A 21,970-nucleotide genomic window follows, 5' to 3' on the forward strand; every position below is an offset into this window, starting at 1 on the left:
AACCCTATTTTCTACACAGTTGATAAATTGTTATTTTATTCTAATTTGTTTTTCTCTACGATCTTCTACATTTCTTCGAAACTCAAAGACAGGTGACTTTAATTTTATTTTTTGAGCTAAATATTCCTCTAAATACAGAATGGATTGGCGTGTTTTTTTCTTCTTTGACTCATAGCTATAATGTTCTGCAAAAACATCTAACAATTCTGAATAATTAATATAATTTGGCGATGCTTCTATGAGTCTCTTTAAAATTTTAAAATCTTCTAGTTTTATTTCTTCTCGTATATTTAATAAATTTTTAGAGATCACTTGTGACGGAGTCTTTTTTGAAGAAAAGTAAAAAAATATCAAAACAAATAGTCCTAATAGGCTTAAAACGATGAACCAGATATAAGACCTTGTCTGATACAAATTAGAATATACTTTTTCGGTACCTAAAAAACCTTCTTTACTTAAACTAACTAATTCTGCTACTCCATTTGTCTTATTGATTATAAAATAAAATTTATTTTCAAGTTTATTATAAGTTACTTTATATTCATCGAAGGATCTATTTAATGTTCTTGTTACGTTTAACTTTGCTCTTGGATACGTAATCAAAGTGTTATTTTTTATATCACATTCAAAGACACCATCTTCTGCAATGACCAACGTATTTTGGTTAAAATTCTCTATAGAAGTATAAAAAGGAAAAGTTATATTAAGAGATCCTTTTCCAAGTTTTTCCCAACGAGAGTCGTTAAAAGAAAACTTCCAATAATCATTTATAAAACTTAGATTCTTAAGAGGGAATTCTTGTTCATTAAGAACTCCATAACCAGGACCAATATAAAGATGATTTCCTCTAAATTGCCCAATAATTTTATGTCTAGGGTTCGGAGAGTCTTTATAAGAAGAAACTTGTGGATAAAGTTCTGTTTCCTTCTTCTCCGCATCAAAATAAATGATGTTATTCTTATAGGTATGAAGACCATAACCCCCAAAATCCATTAGATTATTTTTGTACAGAAATGAAAAACTAAAATTTTGAGACTGGTATGCAAATGATTTATCTAATCTTTTAAACTCACTCCCATCAAAAGAATAAACGATTCCACTAGACCTATTTTTTATGTAACCTAAAGAATCATTGGCAACAAATTTATAATTAACTAAATTAAGTTGATGTGGCTTGGGGAACCCTTCTTTTTCTTTTGTTATACAAAACAAAGAATCACCAGATACTAAATAAGAATCTTCTTTGAATGAAAACAAAAAGTGTTTTCCATCTTTTTGTAATGTTCTATTTTGTGAGTAAAAACCAGGTATTAATAACACTAAAAATAATATGTGGGGGACTAAATACTTCATGAACTAAATTACTAAATTTATAGATTTTTGACCAGCAAGAACAATTACCTGCGTCGGAATGGTTTGTGTAGAAAGAAAAAAAGTCAAAATAGTAGTGATTTTTTTTCGTTCTCAGTTTTATTCAAAAAATATACTTTTATTTTTTTATCAGTTTTGTTGTATGTTTTTTATCTTGAGATATTACTTCTAAAATATAGATACCATTTGATAATCCATTTGTTTCTATTGTAAATATCGATTTATCTAAATTTTTAAAAGCACTTATTACTTTTTGTCCATTCATGTTATAAATAGATATCTTTTCAATTGGTAATTTATTAATGTTGTTAATTTCTATGTAATTGTCAAAAAGTGTTGGGTAAATTTTTAAATAGTTATTTTCTTCTTCATTAACTTTTAATGTTGAAATATTCACTTCTTTTGTTTCAGAAAATTGAGAACCAAAAAATGAAGCATCTATAGCCTGAACAGACCAGTAATAACTACCATTAGGCAAGTTAAGTTTCCATTTTAAATTATGTTCAACATTCCCTTTTCCTGCAAGTTTTCTAAAACCATTGTCAAGTGAGTTAACTTTCATTATTTCTTCACCTCCATCAGTTGTTCCTATTTTTATAGCATATGTAAGACCAGGTGAAGGTGTATGATCATCAGTTGCAGGATTCCATTCAAAAATAGTTTGATAGGTTTGCGTTTCAGAATCATACTTTACATTATAATTTCTAAGATTTTCTGGTGCTGTTGGCCTATCATTTTTAACAAAATTATTTACGGTTGATTTTGCTAAAGACGTAGTTGATTCCTTAGCAATAGCAGATTCATTTCTAACATTTAAATAGGTTCTAAATACATTTTTACTGCTATCTGACCTGTCTTCACCAGAAATAGCGAAATCTAAATCTCCGTCTCCATCAATATCACCAAATGCAACTGATGCATTAATAATATCACCTAAATCAAACGTACTATCTATAAAAGTTTTTGTAGTTGGATTATATGATGCTAATTTTGTGATTTCTCCCTGACCTGAAACGGTTCCAGAGTATAAAATATCTGCATATCCATCTCCATCAAAATCACCTAATTCTATATTAGCATTTCTAACAGGTAATAAGTTAGTTGATATAGAAGTAAATTCAACTTTATCATCAACTTTTTTATTTTCATAAATTTTAAATATGTCTCCTGCTATTGTAGTACCTGTTATTGCAATATCCAAATCACCATCACTATCAAAATCAATAAAATCTAATGTACTTTCTCTTGCGCTGGTCGTCTTTAATTCTGTTTCAGATAGAATTGGTGTAATTGTAGATTCATCGTAGGCAGTTTCATTTAAATAAATTTTATTATCAAGTCCTGAATTTGAAAAACCAGTAATAGCTAAATCAAAATCTTGGTCGCCATCGATATCGCCAAAGTCAAAACTACCTGCTGTTAAAGATTTTATTTGGCTAGAAATATCTATTGGTTCATTTTTAAGTGAATTATTTTCTTGCTCAAAGATGTTAATTTTTAAAGTTGCATTATTAAAATTTGACGTTAATCCTACTTGTGCAATTTCATTTTCACCATCGTTATTTATATCTATCACTTTCAACTTACCTTTATACAACCCAGATGAAATGATAGCACTACTAAATAAACCATTTTCACTAGACTGGTATACAATTAAAGCATTAGTACCTGAGCTTTCATAGTTATTAACAATTATATCTTGAATATTATCATTATTTAAGTCAAGTAAAACAATATCTGTAATACTGGTTGTTCCTAAAGATTGAATTAATTTGTATTGATTATTATCTAGTGAATATGTTTTTAAATTACCACTAGAGGCTTTAGAACTATATATTAAATCTAAATCATTATCATTGTCTAAGTCACTTAACTTTAATATCGGATCTGATACTGCAGTTATGGTTTGATCAATAATTCCCCCTTGATTTAATACTTTCCATTCATAGGTTAATTGAAAAGATTGTTCTTCTGAAAAAGTACTGCCTTGAAAACCATTATCTACAGATTGAACAGACCAATAATAGTTACCAGGTGCTAAAGACAATTCATAATCTGTAGTGTAAATTGCGGGTGATTTAGTAATTAATCTTTGTCCAGTTACTAAATTACTTTCAGTATTCGACAATTCGCTTCCGCCAGGAGTAGTTCCCAACCTTATGATATAACCTATTTCTTTAGAAAAATCATCCTCTGGTGCTGTCCAAGATAGTTTTACTTTACCATTACCTAAATTTTCAAATGTTAAATCTGTAATTTTTTCAGGAGCATTATTGGTTTTATTTGCAATAGATGTCTTGTATAAAATTGTTTCTTCGCCATCTGATGATGTTCCGCTTAAAAACAAATCTAAATCACCATCTAAATCATAATCTACCCATTTAGCATTAGAGTTTCTAAAACCTTTTAAATTAATCTCAGTATTTAACTGAACATTAGCAACGCTACTATTTCCGTTATCATTAATATCTCTTACTCCATCATATAATTTAGATATACTTTCACCTAAACTATTTTCTCCAGTAACTACTATATCTAAGATGCCGTCATTGTTATAATCTCCTAAAGCAATATCTCCATTTTTTAACCCTTCTATATTTGATACCTTACTGAGTTGATTTCGTTTCCCAAACCAAAACTCTAATTCATTATTAGAATTTTCACCCATCATACAAATAGTAGTACCATAAGCTGTAAAAGAAGAATTACTTAATGCAGGTAAACTAAAAGAGCTACTCGAATTATCATTGTTAATGTTAGTGTTTTGTTTATAAAATGATACATTATTTCCAACACCAAGAATATCTTGATCTCCATCAAAATCATAGTCTGAAATATTAATACTACCAAAAGGTAATGTTGTTCCATTAAAATTTGGTTCTCTTACTAGTAAATCATTCTCTCTGTAATAAATTTCAAAAACCCATTCATTATCTGCGTTTAATCCATTAATAGAAAAATCAATATCACCATCATTATCAAGATCTCCAGAGCTAATGCTTGTTCCAAATAAATTAGGTAATTTTAAAGAACTACTTTCATTAAAACCTGTACCACCTGTGTTTATATATATTTTGGTTGATGTTTCATTATTAGCATCTAGTCCAGAAATAATAAGATCTATAAAACCATCTTTGTTTAGGTCGCTCCATTCAATATCTCCATCATATACATTGTTAAAAGCATATTGAGTGTCTACAAAAGAACCATCATCATTTGTGTACAACTTTGTGATAATACCAAATAAATTACTTCTTCCTATAACTGCAACATCTTGGTCCCCATCTCTATCAAAATCTCCCCATGCTACAGAAGAATCACTTAACCCTATAAAAGGATTATCTTGAATTTCTAAACTATACTCATTATTTAAGAGTGTTAATTGTGTTGAAGAAATTTGAACGCTTATTGATGCGTTTATTGGAGTTTGATAGTCGATAGTAATTGTTTCATCTATTTCTTCTCCTTCAAAATTTAAATCATCTTCAATACCTTTTATAATTAAAATACCTTCTGTTTCGCCTGCAGATATATTTATACTTGGTCCATTTCCTACCAGTAATATTCTATCTTTTTTTATATTTTCATCGCTAAAATTAGTGCCGCTTTGACTTGCATCTTTACCAACAGCAATAAATAAATCTCCATTATTTTTTGATATTAAAGCAGATATCCCAAGATAATAATCTTCACTACTTGAGTCTTGTATATATTGTTCTTTATAAAAAGTTGCAACTCCATCATTCAAGGTATATTCTTCAACTTTTGCATCTCTGGCTGTAAGGTTAGAGCTATCAAATGCAATTAATAAGTTCCCTTTTGAGTTTATGGATATAGCTCGACTTCCTTGATAGTCATTTATAGTCTCTAAATTAGAAGCTGTTGAAGTACTTTTCATCCATTTTCTAACCCTTTGATTTTGACCAGAAACATACACATTTCCTTCAGAATCTAAAACTATAGAATTAGGGAAATGAAAACTTGTGTCTTCAAAAAACACAGAGGCACTTACTTCATTTATAGAAGATTTCCATACTTTTTTACTATTTCTAGAAATAGTATATATGTCTCCATCTGTAGTAACATGCATATTAATTGCACCATTATCAATACCAGTTGATACGTTTGATATAAAAGACCCTGAATTATCATATTTTTTTACGGTACCAGATTCAATTAAAACATATATACTACCTGAGGCATCTATATGAATATCTGTTGGACTTTGGATTCCATCAATTATATTTGTTACATTTCCTGTTGAATTCTCTTTCTTTTGAATTCTGTTATTTCGATAATCTGCTATGTACAGATTTCCTTCTGTATCTAAAGCTAATCCTTCAGGTTGCTTTAATTGATTGTTATTGTTTCCTAAACCATTACCACCATGATATATTGATGCTTTCCCTTTTGCAAAAAAATCAGTAGAATAATCGGTATCAATTAATGCAGTTCCAGAAACATCTAAAGGTATTTGAATGTTGTTAGAACTTGGGTAATCAATAGTTGCTGTTACTTTAACGATTTCATGTTCTGCAAATTCTATTTTATCAAAAACAACGGTCTTAACTTCTGGTAAGTCGTTATCTATTAAATTTATAGTTACTTGTTGTGTTTCTTTTTCTATTGCGCCTATTACTGTATCAATATCTACTATAATTGTTTCGATAAATTCTACTGAAGCGTCATCAATAGCAGATAATTCTGTAACCCCCGTTAGCTCTCCTGCAGGAATGGTAATAGTTAACGAACTATTATAATCTGTTCCTTTAATTGCTGTACCACTATTTAATAAATTAACAATAATATCTTCAGGTGATGGATTATTTAGAGTTGCTATCAAATTTACAGTATTTGTAGGTTCTGAAACACTTAAGTTACTAGCAGAAAGGGATACGTTAACTTCATTTGCTTTGCTAAACCAACTCTCGTTACCTTCTACCATATCATCTGTACCATCTTTATCGGTATCGTAAGCAGTAATAGCAAACTCGCTATTTATATCAGCATCGGCCACTGTATAGCTAGTTACATTGCCCAGATCTATTGTTGATTCATACGAATACCCTGTTGGAGAACCATAATATAATTTATAACCTGCAGTATCAGATTCTAGATTTTTAGACCAAGTTAAAATAACATCTGTACCATTTTTATTTTTAACAACGTTGCTAGGAGGCGCTATGGGCGCTGATGTATTTGGCGTTGTTAAAAAAGGTGTATAATCTACTGTACCCAATGATACATCATCCGAAGAATCATAAATTGCAGCTTGTATCTCTGATTCTAAAGAAGTACCCCAGTAATTGTTTTCTAAAACTAAATTAGAATCTGTATTATTTTTAATATTATATAAACTTAATACAATATTATTATTAGTAACATTTATATTGTTTTTACCGTCAAAAACTAAACCCTCCACAAAGTTTATCAGATTGCTATTGGTGATATTAGTGTTACCGCCAATGTTGTAACCTGCTCTTCCACTAACTCTTATACCAATTGTATTCAAAAATTTATAACCAATAAAACTTGAGTTAGAAACTTCCATATTCCCAATAGAAATCATATCATTCACTTCATTTTTTGAGGAAAAAACACTGTTTTCAGAAATAAAATGTGAGCTTGGCAAATTAATTACTGATGAAACAAAAATTGAATTAATGACTTTAAAAAGACCATTTACAGGACTACCTCCACCATTGCTGATATTTGAATTATAAACAGTACTTCCGTCAAATAAAAAATTTGCGGAACAACAACCCATAGTCATATTAGAATTTTTTACAATTGAACCTATGAATCGTATACCATAATTATATGAATCTGAATTAACATTAGAGTTACTAATGAAACAATTTGTAAAACTGATTGGCTCAGTCCTAGGATAAAATCCTTTTATTTCTAAATCATCAAATGTTGAATTTTCAAATTTTAGTTCTGCATTAGTAGAGTAACCTTTTGTTGATACATCTGACTTATTAAAATTAGAGTTTGTTATGAATAATGTTCCCGTATTTTTAATATCATCTTGATTATGTTCAGATTCATCAGCCAATTGAATAGCTTTTTGTGGCCCTGTATATAGGTTGTAAGTAATTTGACTATCTGATAAATTTGCACTTTTAAATATTATCATAGCATTATCTCCTTTTACGGCATTACCATTAAATACTATTGAAGCATTATTTGTTCCGATAGAAATGATATTTCCTTTTACTAAAAGATTAAAATCACCTGTAAAATTAACATTCACTCCAGCTTCTATAGTCAAAGTAACCCCATTAGAGACTAAAACATTACCAGTAAGAACATAGGGGCTGTTTACCAAACTCCATGTTGTATCTGAGGAAATAGCTCCTGAAACATTTGTTTTTGCAGTAAAATTTGTTGTAAAAAAAGTTAGTAATAAGAGTAGATTGTAAAATTGTTTCATTTCAATTAATTTTTTAAAAGTAAAATTATGATTTAATTCAAAATATTTTTAAAAATTTATACGACATCATAATTTCGCATATATTTTGACACATAACTAAACCTTTTCATCAACCTTATAAATTACAATCGAACATTAGTATTAAAATATCAAAAACTAAGGCTATACATAATTAAATATCTTCAATTACCATTTAGCTCTTTTTATTATAAAGTGTATTATTTGTGTTTTTTTTTGTTTGAAGAAAATGACTTTTATTAAACCAAAACTCAACATAAAACACTAAAATTTAGATGATTTAATATTTTGTAAAGTTAAAAAGTAGCGTATATTTGCCGACGAAATCCCTAATTTAACACATCCCCCTAAAATGCTGCTACTTTCTTCAGAAAGAGAACTATCAAAACTCAAAGAAGTTCTTCCTAAAAATAAGACAGATTATAATTATTTTAATAAAAGCAAATTCTATTTTTTAAATTTCGTCGTATTCTTTTTATTTTTAACTATAAATCCTGTTGCTTTTGCACAAGTAAAATCTTCTGTTTTAAACAAGACAAAGAATACCACAAACACACTTTCAGAGACATCAAAAAAAACTGACAACTATTCTATTATAAAAAAGAATACTAGCAAAAAGATAGCTCAAATAAGCAACAAACAAAAATCTAGTATTTCTAGTAATACTGCCTACTTAGTTAACGGAGTCTTCTTTAGAAACGAAGAACTAAAAGCGATATCTAAAGACGATATTTTATCGATTAAAGTAGTAAAAAGAGACACTGTAATCAATAGTAAAAAGTTTGATGCCCAAATTTTAGTACTCCTAAAAAAATAATTTTAGTCAACTACTAATCTAATTAAAATTACAATAAGTAACCATTATCTTTTTCTTTAAATAATGCTACTTAAAATTTAGGTTATAATACAAATACACCTAAAAAAAGTCCCCTAACATTTTATTCTGATGAAAAACAAAAAATTACACCTACTCATTCTTTTTATTTTTTTTAGTGTTCAATTAAACGCCCAAGAATACCTAATTAATCCAACCACAGATGGTGGTTTTGAAGACAATCATGGCTGGACGATTGTAAATGCAGCAGATGCTGAAAACAAATGGGTAATTGGTGATGCCGAAAAATCTAGTGGGGCTTCGGGTGCTTTTGTATCAGACAACCTAATTACACAAAACATTACTTCGCCGCAAAGTCAAAATAGGGTTATTTATTTATATAAAGATGTTTTAGTACCTAATAATGCATCTTCCATTTCTTTGTCGTTTAAATTTAAAAATGAATCTAATACCACAAGCCCTCCAAGAGTATTTTTCTCTGAAACAGCTCACTTCCCGTTCAATTTTCAAAACAATATGTTATTTAATGATTACGCAACATTAACAACTGTTTTAGCTAATAAAAGTAATTGGGAATCGTATACAAACTCTGAACCATTAGTACAAGACAGAGTAGTAACCTATAACTCTAAGGTGTTAAAACCAGGTAAAAGTTACCGAATTATTTTTGAATGGAAAGCAATAGATCAAGGGAGTTACACACAAACATCTCCTATTACTACATTGCCTAAAAACGGAAGAATAGTTTCAAATTCTGAAACATACACGCCAGGAACAACAAATACGCATACGTTAGAATATGATGAAGATGGTACAAATTATGAAATTGTATGGTCTATAGAGGGAGGTAGTATTATTCAGAGTGGACAAGGAACCAAAACAATGACTTCTTTTGCCCCATTGGGAACTACAGGAACTCAGACAACAAGCCTAAATTTTGCAATACCAACTCCAACCTTTCAATTTAACGGTACAAATGGCGGGTTATTTGCTTTAGATGAAGTTGCCTTAACCTACATACCGGTTCCAGAAATAACAAGCCTTAGCGCAACATCAGGTGCAGTTAATACTTCAATTATTATCAACGGAAAGTACTTTGATGAAGACCCAGCTAAAAACGCCGTATATCTTAAAGGTGTAAAATGTAACATAGTTGTTGCTACAAAAAATACACTTACCGTTAAAGTGCCAACCCATGCATCGGTTGGGTATTTTTCGGTAACAAATTTAACATCAAACTTAACAACCGTTTCTAATCAAAAATTTACACCTACAACCCCTTCATTACAAGAAGCAGTTTACGAGTCTTATAAATACACAAACAATGCTTTTGAAAATCCGGTTTCTTTTTCTAGTGGATTTTCGTCTAGCCTAGATCAAAAAATAAATCTAGTAGATGTAGATTTAGATGGCAAAGTAGATGTTTTAAGTTATGGCAGTGATGGTGTACCAAGAGTGTTAAAAAACAATGCAACTGCAGGTAAAGTAAACACAACTACTTTTGAAAGTGTTGCTGCTTTCAGCGGAATATCACCAACGTATTCGCCAAATTCATCAAGACAAACTCTTTTTGGAGATTTTAACAATGACGGTATTCAAGATTTTGCCGTTTCTAACAATGTAAATGATGGTGGTTTTGTTACTCCAAACACATTGTCTGGAACAAGCGCTTCTTTAGGACAAAGCGTATCTTTACTTACCCAAGAAAACACTTACAAAGTAAATGCTGCTTTTTTACCTTTGGATATTAATAAAGATGGTAAAATAGATATTTTTGGTTTATCTTCTAATCAAGGACAAGTAAAACCTTATTTTTCTAAGAACAATACTACAGCTAATAATTTTAGCTTTAGTACAGCACTTTTTTATAATACATTTGATTTCACATCTGCTTATGGCGGAGATTATGGTGATTTTAATGGTAACGGACTTAAAGACGTTGCTTATGGATCGGGTAATTTTGTGATTTTGTTAGAAAACAAGACCGAAATTGGAAGCCCTAATGAAAAAGACTTTAATTTTCTTAGAAAACAGATTCTTCCTACTTCTGATAACGGAATTGCATACAACGTAAAGCTTTTTGATATTGATAATGATGGTTTTTTAGATATTATAGCGACCAATAATGCCGCTAATAAAATTCATATCTGGAAAAACACAGGAGCTGATTTTAAAACAGCACAAAGAATAGATATAACACTACCAGAACATCAAAATTCAGTAGGTTTAGCAATAGGAGATTTAAACGGTGACGGAAAAGCAGACCTTATCGTTTCTAGCTATGTAAATGGTGTTGGATCTGAAATTTCTTATCTAGAAAATACTTCTACAAACGCAGTTACTTTTAAAACTGCTGTATTAATCCACAAAGGGTCTAATACGTATCAGCAAATAGAGTTGGTAGATATTGATGGCGATCAAAAACCAGATATTTTAGCAGTTGATGCAACCAATCAAAAATTAGAGGTACTTAGAAATAGAGTGTTAGAATCGGGCAGTATTTCTGGCAGTCAAACTATCTGTAATGGTGATAACGCATCTGAAATTAGTTCAGAAAAAGCAGGAACCGTATTATCTGGTAATATTATATATTCATGGGAAAAATCAACTAATTCTGAAACTTCTGGATACACAGTAATTACAGGTGAAAGTGAACTAAATTTAACACCTTCTTCAATTTCAGAAACAACTTATTTTAGAAGAGGTATTGCAAGTAGCGATACTCCTACTGCTATTTATTATACAATTCCTGTTAAAATAACAGTAGAAGAATTGCCTACAATTGTAAATGCAGCAGATGTTACTATTTGTGGCACTGGATCTGTACCTTTAGTAGCCGAAACTTCTATTGGCAACACCTCTTTTGTAAATTGGTACACCACAGAAACTAGTGGCGAACCTATTGGAAGAACTGCTTCAGACGAAGTTTTTAATACTCCAGAAATTACAGAAAACACCACTTTTTATGCAGAAGCAGAAAGTGCTAACGGATGTGTATCTACTAGTAGAAAAGCAGTAATAGCTGCTGTAAACACTGCAATACCAACAGTTACCTTCGGTATTTTTGATGACACTAAATGTAATGCTTCAAACTTTACATTAACAGCAAGCACTAGCGCAGAAGCTACTATAAAATGGTACGATGCTGCTACTGGCGGCACGCTGTTAAGAGAAGGAAACTCATTTACAACTCCAACTATTTCAACCAACAAAACCTATTATGCAGAAGCAAACAATTGCAATGGTTCATCTACTAGAACTGCTATATTGCTAACGGTTATAGAAACACCAACCATTACTGATGCTCCTAGTATAACAACTTGTCAGTATAGCGATGTTGTTTTAACAGCACAAGCATCTGCAGGAAACTTAAATTGGTACAATACCGCAGTTGGTGGCACACCTAACATTGCCTATGCTTCTATTACAAATATAAATGCAACTACTACCAGATATGTTTCGGCTTCTATTAGTGTAAATGGTGTTATTTGCGAAAGCGCGAGAACTCCTGTGGTGGTAACAATGACTAATTCTCCAGTAATTACAAGTTCTATTTCAACACAAACTATTTATGGCGAAAGAAGTTTGAATTTATACATCTCAGAACCAACAGGCACAACAACAAGTTGGTATCAAGATGCCGAGGCTACCCAACTATTATTAGCTAATAGCCGTACGTTTACAACACCAAATATTTCTCAAACAACAAATTATTATGCGGTTGCAACGGATCCTGCTACGGGTTGCCAAAGTGCACCTAGGCAAGTAAGAATTAACTATCGTGGCCCAATTTTTAATGCATTGGCAAATACATTTGCAATTACAGATCAAGAAAATGTACCAATAAAAGCAACAGGGTTAGCTAGCTTTTCTAAATATGATTGGGAAAGATCTGATGATAACGGTGCTACTTGGACAACAATTTCGAGTAGTAATGCAAATTCATTAGATGCAGATATTACCTACACTGGCTATACAGGTACTTCAGGAAATAGTAGTACCTTATTTATTTCTAAAGCAGCTAAAAAATTACACGGATTTCAATACCGTCTTAAACTTACCGGAACTTCTTCTGGTCACACCATCATTACAAATAGTTCTAGCATTACAATAGCTGATGTTTACGGAGCTTGTGATACCGGTGCTGTTAGTGTAGATAACTATACTGCAACAATATTTCCTACAGGTGGTGGATCTAGTAACACGTATGTTGCAGATAAAACTCAAGTATCAGATAAAAATACAACAACTGGTTTTACTGCAGAAAACGCAAAATCATTTACTGTTAAAAGCGCATTAAAATTTGATGGAATAGATGATAATGTTATTATAGGGCAGCCAGCAGCTATACAGGCAATAACATCAGGTATTACTGTTGAAGCCTGGGTAAAACCTTCCTCTTTTAATAATGATTGGTTTAAATCTCCTGTTGTTGAAAAAGATGGGCAATTTGGTCTTAGATTGGGTTCAGAAATTAAAGAGGTTTGCTATCCTGGTGGTCCCCCAGATTACAGATATTGTTATGACGAAGCGATCGGAGGTACAATTGCTTTTTCTGTAATGAATGGAACTAAAAACTATAGTGTTATTACTGATGGTGGAACAGTACCTAGAAATCAATGGACACATATTGCGGGTACTTATGATGCAACCACCCAAAAGGTAATTGTCTACGTAAACGGTGTAAAAGTTGGTGAAGCAACAAATAACCAAGGTTTTACAACTTTAGGAACAGGTGGGAATTTAATTTTAGGAAGCTCGTTTCAATCTGGCAGACGTTACAAAGGATTGATGGATGAAGTTCGTATTTGGAATTATGTAAAATCAGAAGCAGCTATTGCAGCTTCAATGTCTAGCAATGTAATTGGAGAAACTGGTTTGGTTGCTAACTATAAATTTATGGAAGGTACTGGTACTTCATTACAAGATATGAGTGGTAATGATGCAAATGGGACTTTAAATAATTTTGAATTTTCAGGAAACTCTAACTGGTCTGATGACTCTGAAATAGATGACACTAAAAATGTTGCAGATATAGTTGCAGACTTTGGGGCTTCTAAAACAATAAATGGTGTTAGATTGGTTAATTTTTCAAACTCATCTTCTAGTTTTACAGGTGGTTATATAGAATCTAGTTTAGATGGTACCACTTGGGTTCGTCAAATTAGTGCTATCCCAGAATTACCTGTAAATGGGCAAACAATTGCTCTAAATGAAATTAACGCCAGGTACATTCGTTTTAGAAAAGAATCTCAAGATTATGGTTCTTTTGGTTTGGCAGAAATAACCTTTTTAGGAGGTGGTTATGAAACAGTACCCTATATAAGAAAAGCATTGCCAACAGAAAAGTACATACTTTCTGGTACAGATTTAAATCTTTCTAGTGTTGCAAATGCTATTGTAGATGAATCTATTACAAGTTATCAATGGAGTAAAAGTACCCAGCCAACAGATGGCACTTTTACTAACATAACAGACAGTGGCGCTATTTCTGGAGCTACTACTAAGAATTTAATAATTACAAATTATACGAACGGTACACCAACATACTATCGTTTAACAGCAACTCAATCTAATGGTTGTGTTGTAAGTACACAAGTATTAGTTAACTTAGAAACAACACCATACTACCCTATTACAGCAAAGGTTAACGAGTTAGAAACCTTGGCTTCTTGGACGGTTAACGAAAATGGTACTGCAGGTTCTGTACCTACTGCATTTGCAGAAGGTAAGTTTTTTATTTTAAAAAATAGTGCATCAAATTATACTATTACTGAAGACTGGGCCAACGAAGGAACATTAAAATTAAATAACAATTCATTAATTTTAGGTGATAAAAATGCAACTATAAATGCCATACAAGATTATGGCTCTGATGCCTATGTAAAAACAACAGGTACCGGATACTTAAAATCTTTGGTAGGTAACTCAGCTAAAATTTTTCCTGTCGGAACAGCTACTTCATACGCTCCTGTTACCATTACTAACAATTTAGGCACAGAGGAAGTATTTTCTGTTGCCGTTGCGGAGGATGTTTCAAACCCTGGTTCTGGTGTAACAGATTACTTAAAGAAAACTTGGAAAATTCAAAAAGAAAACAGCATAACCTCTGGAGGAAAAAATTTAGAGATTACTTTTGAGTGGGATGAAGCTTCGGTTATTGGTTCTTTAGTAGAACCAATGATTTTTTGGTCTAGTAGTGCAACTACTTCTAACTGGTCTACGTTATCTACATCTTATTATTCAAGTTTAGAGGTAGATGGCAATTCTATAACTATAAAAGGATTTAAAGGTGTTTTAAAAAATCAAGCAAGGTATTTTATCATTAAAAACGCGGCACCAAGTATTACAAGTTTTACCCCTACAAATGCGGGAACTGATATGGAAGTTGTTATTACAGGAACAGGTTTTACAGGAGCTACCAAAGTAACTCTTGCAAACACAGAAGCAAGTTCTTTTACTGTTGACAGTGCTACGCAAATTACAGCTATTGTTGCTAATGGTAGCGGAAACGGTACGGTTGAAGTTGTAACACCTGGAGGTAGCGCTACTCGTTACAGGTTTTACTATAAATCAGCACCAGAAATTACGTCTTTTTCTCCGTATAAGACAGAGATTGGCAATTCTATAACCATTAACGGTTCTAATTTTACAAATGTTTCGGGTGTTAAAATTGGAGGAACAGATGTTTTAGTTTACAAAGTTAATTCTGCGTCACAGATAGTTGCGACTGTACCTGAAGGGGCTGTCTCTGGCTCTGTTGAAGTTTCTGCAGAAGGTGGAACCGCAACAAAAACTGGCTTTGAAATAGGCATGCCCTTAGCGGATTCTGCAAGTATTGTTTCTTGGTATCCGGCTAAAACGGATACATTAACCAGCGCCTACCAAGCGAGTACCTATAGAAGTGGAGCAATTTCTGATGCTATATTAACTTTTACTGGTTTAAATACCAGTTCAGAAAGTGATCGTATGACATTTTCTCCTCAAACAACAAATTCATCATCAATAAACACGTCAACAACTCCCTATATAAGCTTAAAGTTAACAAATAAGAGCTTTGTTAAATTTGATAGACTAGTTATTCAAGGGATTCACACTTCTTATAATTCAAAAGTGCAAGTTAGATGGTCTAGAGATAATTTTGAAAATTCACTAGGAGATTTAAGTCTTTATAATTTTAACTCATCTGTATCATTTACATATTATTCTAGATGGAGATATACTTCTATAGATCTTTCTTCAACTGAATTAGTACCTGCCAACGAAGAGGTTGAAATTCGTTTATATGTTTATAACAATTATTCTACATCTGCAAAAGTTTCATTTAGAACAGGGCATTCATCTATTTCAAGTAATGATGGAACTCCCTCAGAGTTTAAAGATACAAATGATGCAATAACAATTATAGGATCTACAAAACAAGACCCTAGCCTTGCCGAAGTTTTACCTATAGAGGCATTACTTTCTGATAGAGAAATTGCTTTTAATACGCCAGTATCAAAGAGTGATGGTGCTATTAATATAAGTCTACCTTCAGATAATGGAGTTGCTTCTTATGAAGGTGGAACCATACAGTTTTTAGGTACAGGTACTACGTCTTTAACAATTAAGCAAGCTGAAACAGAGAACTATTTAGGCGCAACCAAAACAGTACAAGTATCAGTTAAAGATTACCCAATACTAACTGTAGCAGATAAAACAATTTATCTAGAGGACACACCTGGAGATGTTACTGTAAATTCGACCAGTAATGGAACAATAAGCTATACCTCTTCAAACCTAAATGTAGCAACTTTATCTGGGGCAACAATTGCTACCGCTGCAAAAGGATTTACAGTTGTAAATGCTACACAAGCAGCTTCAGAAACATTTTTAGAGGCTACTGCAAAAGGTGTTTTAATTGTAAAAGACAAGAATAAACAAGAACCAGAAATAAACTGGATAGAAAGTGAACATAAAATTCTAGATGATGTTTCTTTCTTATTACCAAAACCAACAAGTAATAGTCAAGGTAATTTTACTTTTGTTTCTAGCAACCCACAGGTAGCTACTATTGATAACAAAACCGTTTCTATTTCGGGTAACGGAATTACTATTTTAACAGCTATTCAAGAAGAAACAGACACGCATAATGCTGGAAAAACAAAAACAGTGCTTGTGGTCTCTGACCCTTACAAACAAACACCAAACTTATCTGGCTTTCAAGATATAGAGAAAGTGGTAACTGATGCCGATTTTACACTTAACACACCTAATAGTTTGAGTGATGAAGTATTTAACTACGTTATTCAAGACGAAGAAATTGCAACAATTAATGGGAATGTAATTTCACTAAAAAAGAATGGCACTACAAAAATATATGCCTATCAACAAGAAAGTTTCTTATATAAAGCTGCTGTTATCGAGGCTACACTTATTGTAACCCTACCTGCTAAACCGGCCTTAGAATATGAAGATGCATTAAACCTAGAAGTTAATGAATTAATAACGAGTATTAGCCCAACAAATACAGGAGGAGCAACCAGAGATTTTTCTGTGTGGCCTCCATTGCCTCCTGGATTAACTTTAAACCAAGAAACAGGAGAAATTACAGGGACTCCAAATGTTATTAAAGATGAAGTAAGCTACAAAGTAACTGCTAAAAACTTAGGTGGTATTTATGAAACAGATTTTAGATTATCTGTAATAGATGCTCCACCGACAAGTTTAAATTATGCGGGGCCTTACATTTATACAAATGGATCTGAAATAGCTTCATTAAAACCAACTGTTGCCGGAGGTTCACCGGTTTCTTATACGATTTCACCTAATTTACCAGTAGGTTTAAACTTTAATGCCTTAACAGGAGAAATTTCGGGAACACCTAATGAAATAATTTCAGCTACAGCATATACTATTCATGCAATTAATTCTGGTGGTAACACAAATACAGAGGTAACCATTTCAGTGATAGATACTGCTCCGTTAACAATGGTGTATCCTTCACCAAATGTTCTATCTAAAAACATTGCAATGCAAGCTATCTCTCCGATAACTACTGGAGGTCAAATAACTGCATTTTCTGTAATTGGTACTGCACTGCCAACAGGTTTGAGTTTGAATAGCGTTACAGGAGAAATTTCGGGAACTACTTCAGAAATATTTAACCTATCAACTTTTACGATTAAAGGAGAAAATGCTTCTGGATTTGTAGAAACTACAGTTCAATTTGTTTCAAATGATTCTGCTCCATCAACAACGTATTCTACATCAGAAACATTTACAAAAGGGCAAGAGATTACATCAATAAACCCTTTAAATTCTGGTGGAGCGCCAACATCTTATACTATTTCGCCAGCGTTACCACAAGGACTTGTTTTTAACACAAGTACTGGTGTTATTTCTGGAACACCAACAGAATTAAGTGTACTTACAACATACACAATTACCGCAAGTAATTTTGTAGGAACAGACAGTTCTGAAATTCAATTAAAAGTAATTGATGTAGTACCAAGCAGTTTGGTATATGCTTCGCCAAATAGCCTTACAAAAGGACTTGTAATGTCTAACTTAAATCCAACTTCAGCTGGTGGTGCAATTGTTAATTACACTATTTCGCCAAGCCTTCCTGAAGGTCTTTCTATGAATTCTGATACAGGGATAATAAGCGGAACACCTGTAAACATAGAAGCTGAAAAAACATACACTGTGACCGCAGAAAATACAGGTGGTAATACCTCGACAGATTTCTTGTTACGTGTAAATGATGTTGCGCCAAGTTCTTTAACATACAATGGGGCACAAAATTTACTTAGAGGATCTTTAATGACCGCAATTAGTCCAACAGCTAACGGAGGTACTGTTGTTACATATCAAATAAATCCGGCATTACCATTGGGTTTAAGTATAAATGCTTCTACAGGAATTATAAGCGGAACTCCAGAAGTTTTATTAAGTGAAACAACTTTTACGATAACAGCTGTAAATACCGGAGGCTCTACTAACACAACTATTACTATTAAGGTTGATAAACCACAACTACAAGTAACTGTTGCTAATAAGTCTAAGTTTTACGGTGAGTCAGACCCTGTATTTACAGTTTCATATAGTGGTTTTGTTTTAGGTGAAAATGAAAGTGTTTTAACAGGTTCTAAGATATATAGCAGAACTATTGGAGAAAATGTTGCTACATATTCTATAGATGTATCAGGTATTATAGCTTCAAATTACACAATTAATGTCATAGAAGGAGAACTAGAGATAAAGCCAACTGAATTAAAAGTGATCCCAGAAGATCTTTCTAAAGTGTTCGGAGAAAATGACCCAACATTTACTGTTAGATATGAAGGTTTTGTTTTCGGTGAGGATGAAACTGCCTTAACAACACCTGTTACAATTAACAGAGATACTGGCGAATCTGTTGGTGTTTATAAAATAAATGCAAGTAACGCAGCTTCTGTAAACTATACTATTAATTATCTAGAAGGAAATTTTACAATACAGAGAAAAGAAATTGATTTAAGTCAATTTACAATTTCTACTTTTTCTGATGTTGATTATAGTGGTTTAGAACAAAAACCAGTTCCAACTATTTTATATGGTACTACTAGTTTAATAAAAGACGTAGACTTTAATTTAAGTTATACTAACAACATAAATTCAGGTAGTGCGAGTGTTAAAATAGTTGGAATTCAAAATTATAAAGGAGAGATTACAAAAACTTTTGAAATAGCACCTGTAGAACTAATTGTTAAGGTTACAGATACAGAGAAAATTTTCGGAAGCTCAGATCCACAATTTAATGTTACTTATGATGGTTTTGTAAATAACGAAGATGAAACTGTCTTAGTAGGATCTTTAACATTTTCGAGAATAACAGGTGAGGCAATAGGAGAATATGCTATTACAACTTTAGGGTATTCATCAAACAATTATTCTATAATTTATCAACCAGGTATCTTAACAATATTAGATAATATTCCTCCGATAGTTATTACCAAAAATATTACTATCTATTTAGATGACAATGGTACTGCTTCAATTGAGGCTACTGACATTGATAATGGCTCTAATGACCCTAGTGGTATTGCTACAATGGTTATTAGTAAATCAAACTTTAACTGTTCAAACATTGGAGAAAACACCGTTAGTCTTACTGTTACAGATGCCATAGGTAATTCTGCAGAAAGTAATGCAATCGTCACTGTTACAGACCAAGTAGCACCTGTAGTAATTACTAAGAATATTACCGTTCAATTAGATGATAATGGAAGTGTAACTATTAGCCCACAAGATATAGACGATGGTAGTTATGATGCGTGTAGTATCGATAATATGAGCATTGATATTGATACTTTTAACTGTACCAATACAGGGTTAAACACAGTAACACTAACAGTTACAGACTCTAGTGGAAATCAAGATTCTAAAACAGCTATTATTACTGTTGTAGATACTACAATACCAGTAATAAATACTAAAGATATTACTATAAATTTAGATATTAATGGTACCGCTAGCATAACAGCAGCCGATATAAATAATGGTTCTTTTGATAATTGCGAAATTGACACCTACGAGTTAGATACGCTAAGTTTTAATTGTACAAATGTTGGAGAAAATACTGTGAACTTAATAGTAACAGATATTTACGGAAATCAAACTTCTAAAGCTGCCATAGTAACTGTTAAAGATGTAATTGCACCAACTGCTAATTGTGTGAGTCCGTTTAGTATTCAACTAGATGATACTGGCTACGCAACTATTACAGCAAATCAAATTAACAATGGTAGTTCAGATAATTGTGCTATTACTGAAGTTAGTATTGACAAAACCTCTTTTGACTGCTCTAATATTGGTGATAATACTGTTACATTAACTATTAAAGACGCAAATAACAATGTAAGTAGTTGTAGTACAACTGTTACTGTTACAGACCAAGTAGCACCTATAGTAATTACTAAGAATATTACCGTTCAATTAGATGATAATGGAAGTGTAACTATTAGCCCACAAGATATAGACGATGGTAGTTATGATGCATGTAGTATCGATAATATGAGCATTGATATTGATACTTTTAACTGTACCAATACAGGGTTAAATACAGTAACACTAACAGTTACAGACTCTAGTGGAAATCAAGATTCTAAAACAGCTATTATTACTGTTATAGATACTACAATACCAGTAATAAATACTAAAGATATTACTATAAATTTAGACATTAATGGTACCGCTAGCATAACAGCAGCCGATATAAATAATGGTTCTTTTGATAATTGCGAAATTGACACCTACGAGTTAGATACGCTAAGTTTTAATTGTACTAATGTTGGAGAAAACACTGTAAATTTAACAGTAACAGATATTTACGGAAATCAAACTTCTAAAGCTGCCATAGTAACTGTTAAAGATGTAATTGCACCAACTGCTAATTGTGTGAGTCCGTTTAGCATTCAAGTAGATGATACTGGCTACGCAACTATTACTGCAAATCAAATTAACAATGGTAGTTCAGATAATTGTGCTATTACTGAAGTTAGTATTGACAAAACCTCTTTTGACTGCTCTAATATTGGTGACAATACTGTTACATTAACTATTAAAGATGCAAATAACAATGTAAGCAGCTGTAGTACAACCGTTACCGTTACAGACCAAGTAGCACCTGTAGTAATTACTAAGAATATTACTGTTCAATTAGATGATAATGGAAATGCAACTATTAGCCCACAAGATATAGACGATGGTAGTTATGATGCATGTAGTATCGATAACATGAGCATTGATATTGATACTTTTAATTGCCCTAATTTACAGAATTCTATTCAAGTTACCCTAACAGTTAAAGATACTTCAGGCAATTTAGCTTCAGAGATTGCTTTTGTCAATTTTACTGCTTCAGATTATGACAATGATGGTATTGCAGATTTTTGTGATATAGATATTGATGGTGATGGTATTAATAACACAAATGACAATTGCCCATTAATTCCTAATATAGATCAAGCTGACTTAGACAGAAATGGAATTGGAGATGTATGTGATAATGCAGACTTAAATATTCCTAAAGGATTTTCTCCTAACGGCGATGGTGTTAATGATGAATTTATTATAAATGGTTTGCATAATTACACCAATAACAGTCTTAAAGTATTTAACAGATTTGGAAGTATTGTTTACGAATCTAAAGACTATCAGAATTATTGGGATGGTATGTCCTCTAGAAAAAACATAAAGCTACCAGCGGCTTCATACTTCTATGTATTAAGTATAAATGGTGGAAATAGAATTATTAAAGGATGGGTTTACATCAATTATTAAAAAAT

The 21,970-nt window shown here is 32.0% G+C and carries 4 protein-coding genes; 2 read left to right on the forward strand and 2 right to left on the reverse strand.

The features are described from left to right. Nucleotides 1-30 precede the first annotated feature (30 nt). Together Q0678_RS03235 and Q0678_RS03240 are read right to left on the reverse strand one after the other, a co-directional pair. Entirely contained in the window at nucleotides 31-1,353 is a 1,323-nt protein-coding gene (locus tag Q0678_RS03235; RefSeq protein WP_299053826.1) for a hypothetical protein, read from the reverse strand. Nucleotides 1,354-1,489: 136 nt separating this feature from the next. Further along, nucleotides 1,490-7,807, reverse strand: coding sequence for an FG-GAP-like repeat-containing protein (locus Q0678_RS03240; RefSeq protein WP_299053828.1), 6,318 nt, complete (start codon nucleotides 7,805-7,807; stop codon nucleotides 1,490-1,492). Between the two features lie 370 nt (nucleotides 7,808-8,177). Between Q0678_RS03240 and Q0678_RS03245 the strand changes: the two genes are divergently transcribed. After that, on the forward strand, nucleotides 8,178-8,642 hold the full coding sequence (locus tag Q0678_RS03245; RefSeq protein ID WP_299053830.1) for a hypothetical protein: 465 nt from the start codon (nucleotides 8,178-8,180) through the stop codon (nucleotides 8,640-8,642). 129 nt (nucleotides 8,643-8,771) lie between these two features. Beyond that, nucleotides 8,772-21,965 carry an MBG domain-containing protein gene (locus Q0678_RS03250; protein ID WP_299053832.1) on the forward strand — a complete coding sequence of 4,398 codons (13,194 nt, stop codon included), beginning with the start codon at nucleotides 8,772-8,774 and terminating at the stop codon, nucleotides 21,963-21,965. Nucleotides 21,966-21,970 lie beyond the last annotated feature (5 nt).

Source organism: uncultured Polaribacter sp. (genome assembly GCF_947497125.1).
Taxonomy (GTDB): domain Bacteria; phylum Bacteroidota; class Bacteroidia; order Flavobacteriales; family Flavobacteriaceae; genus Polaribacter.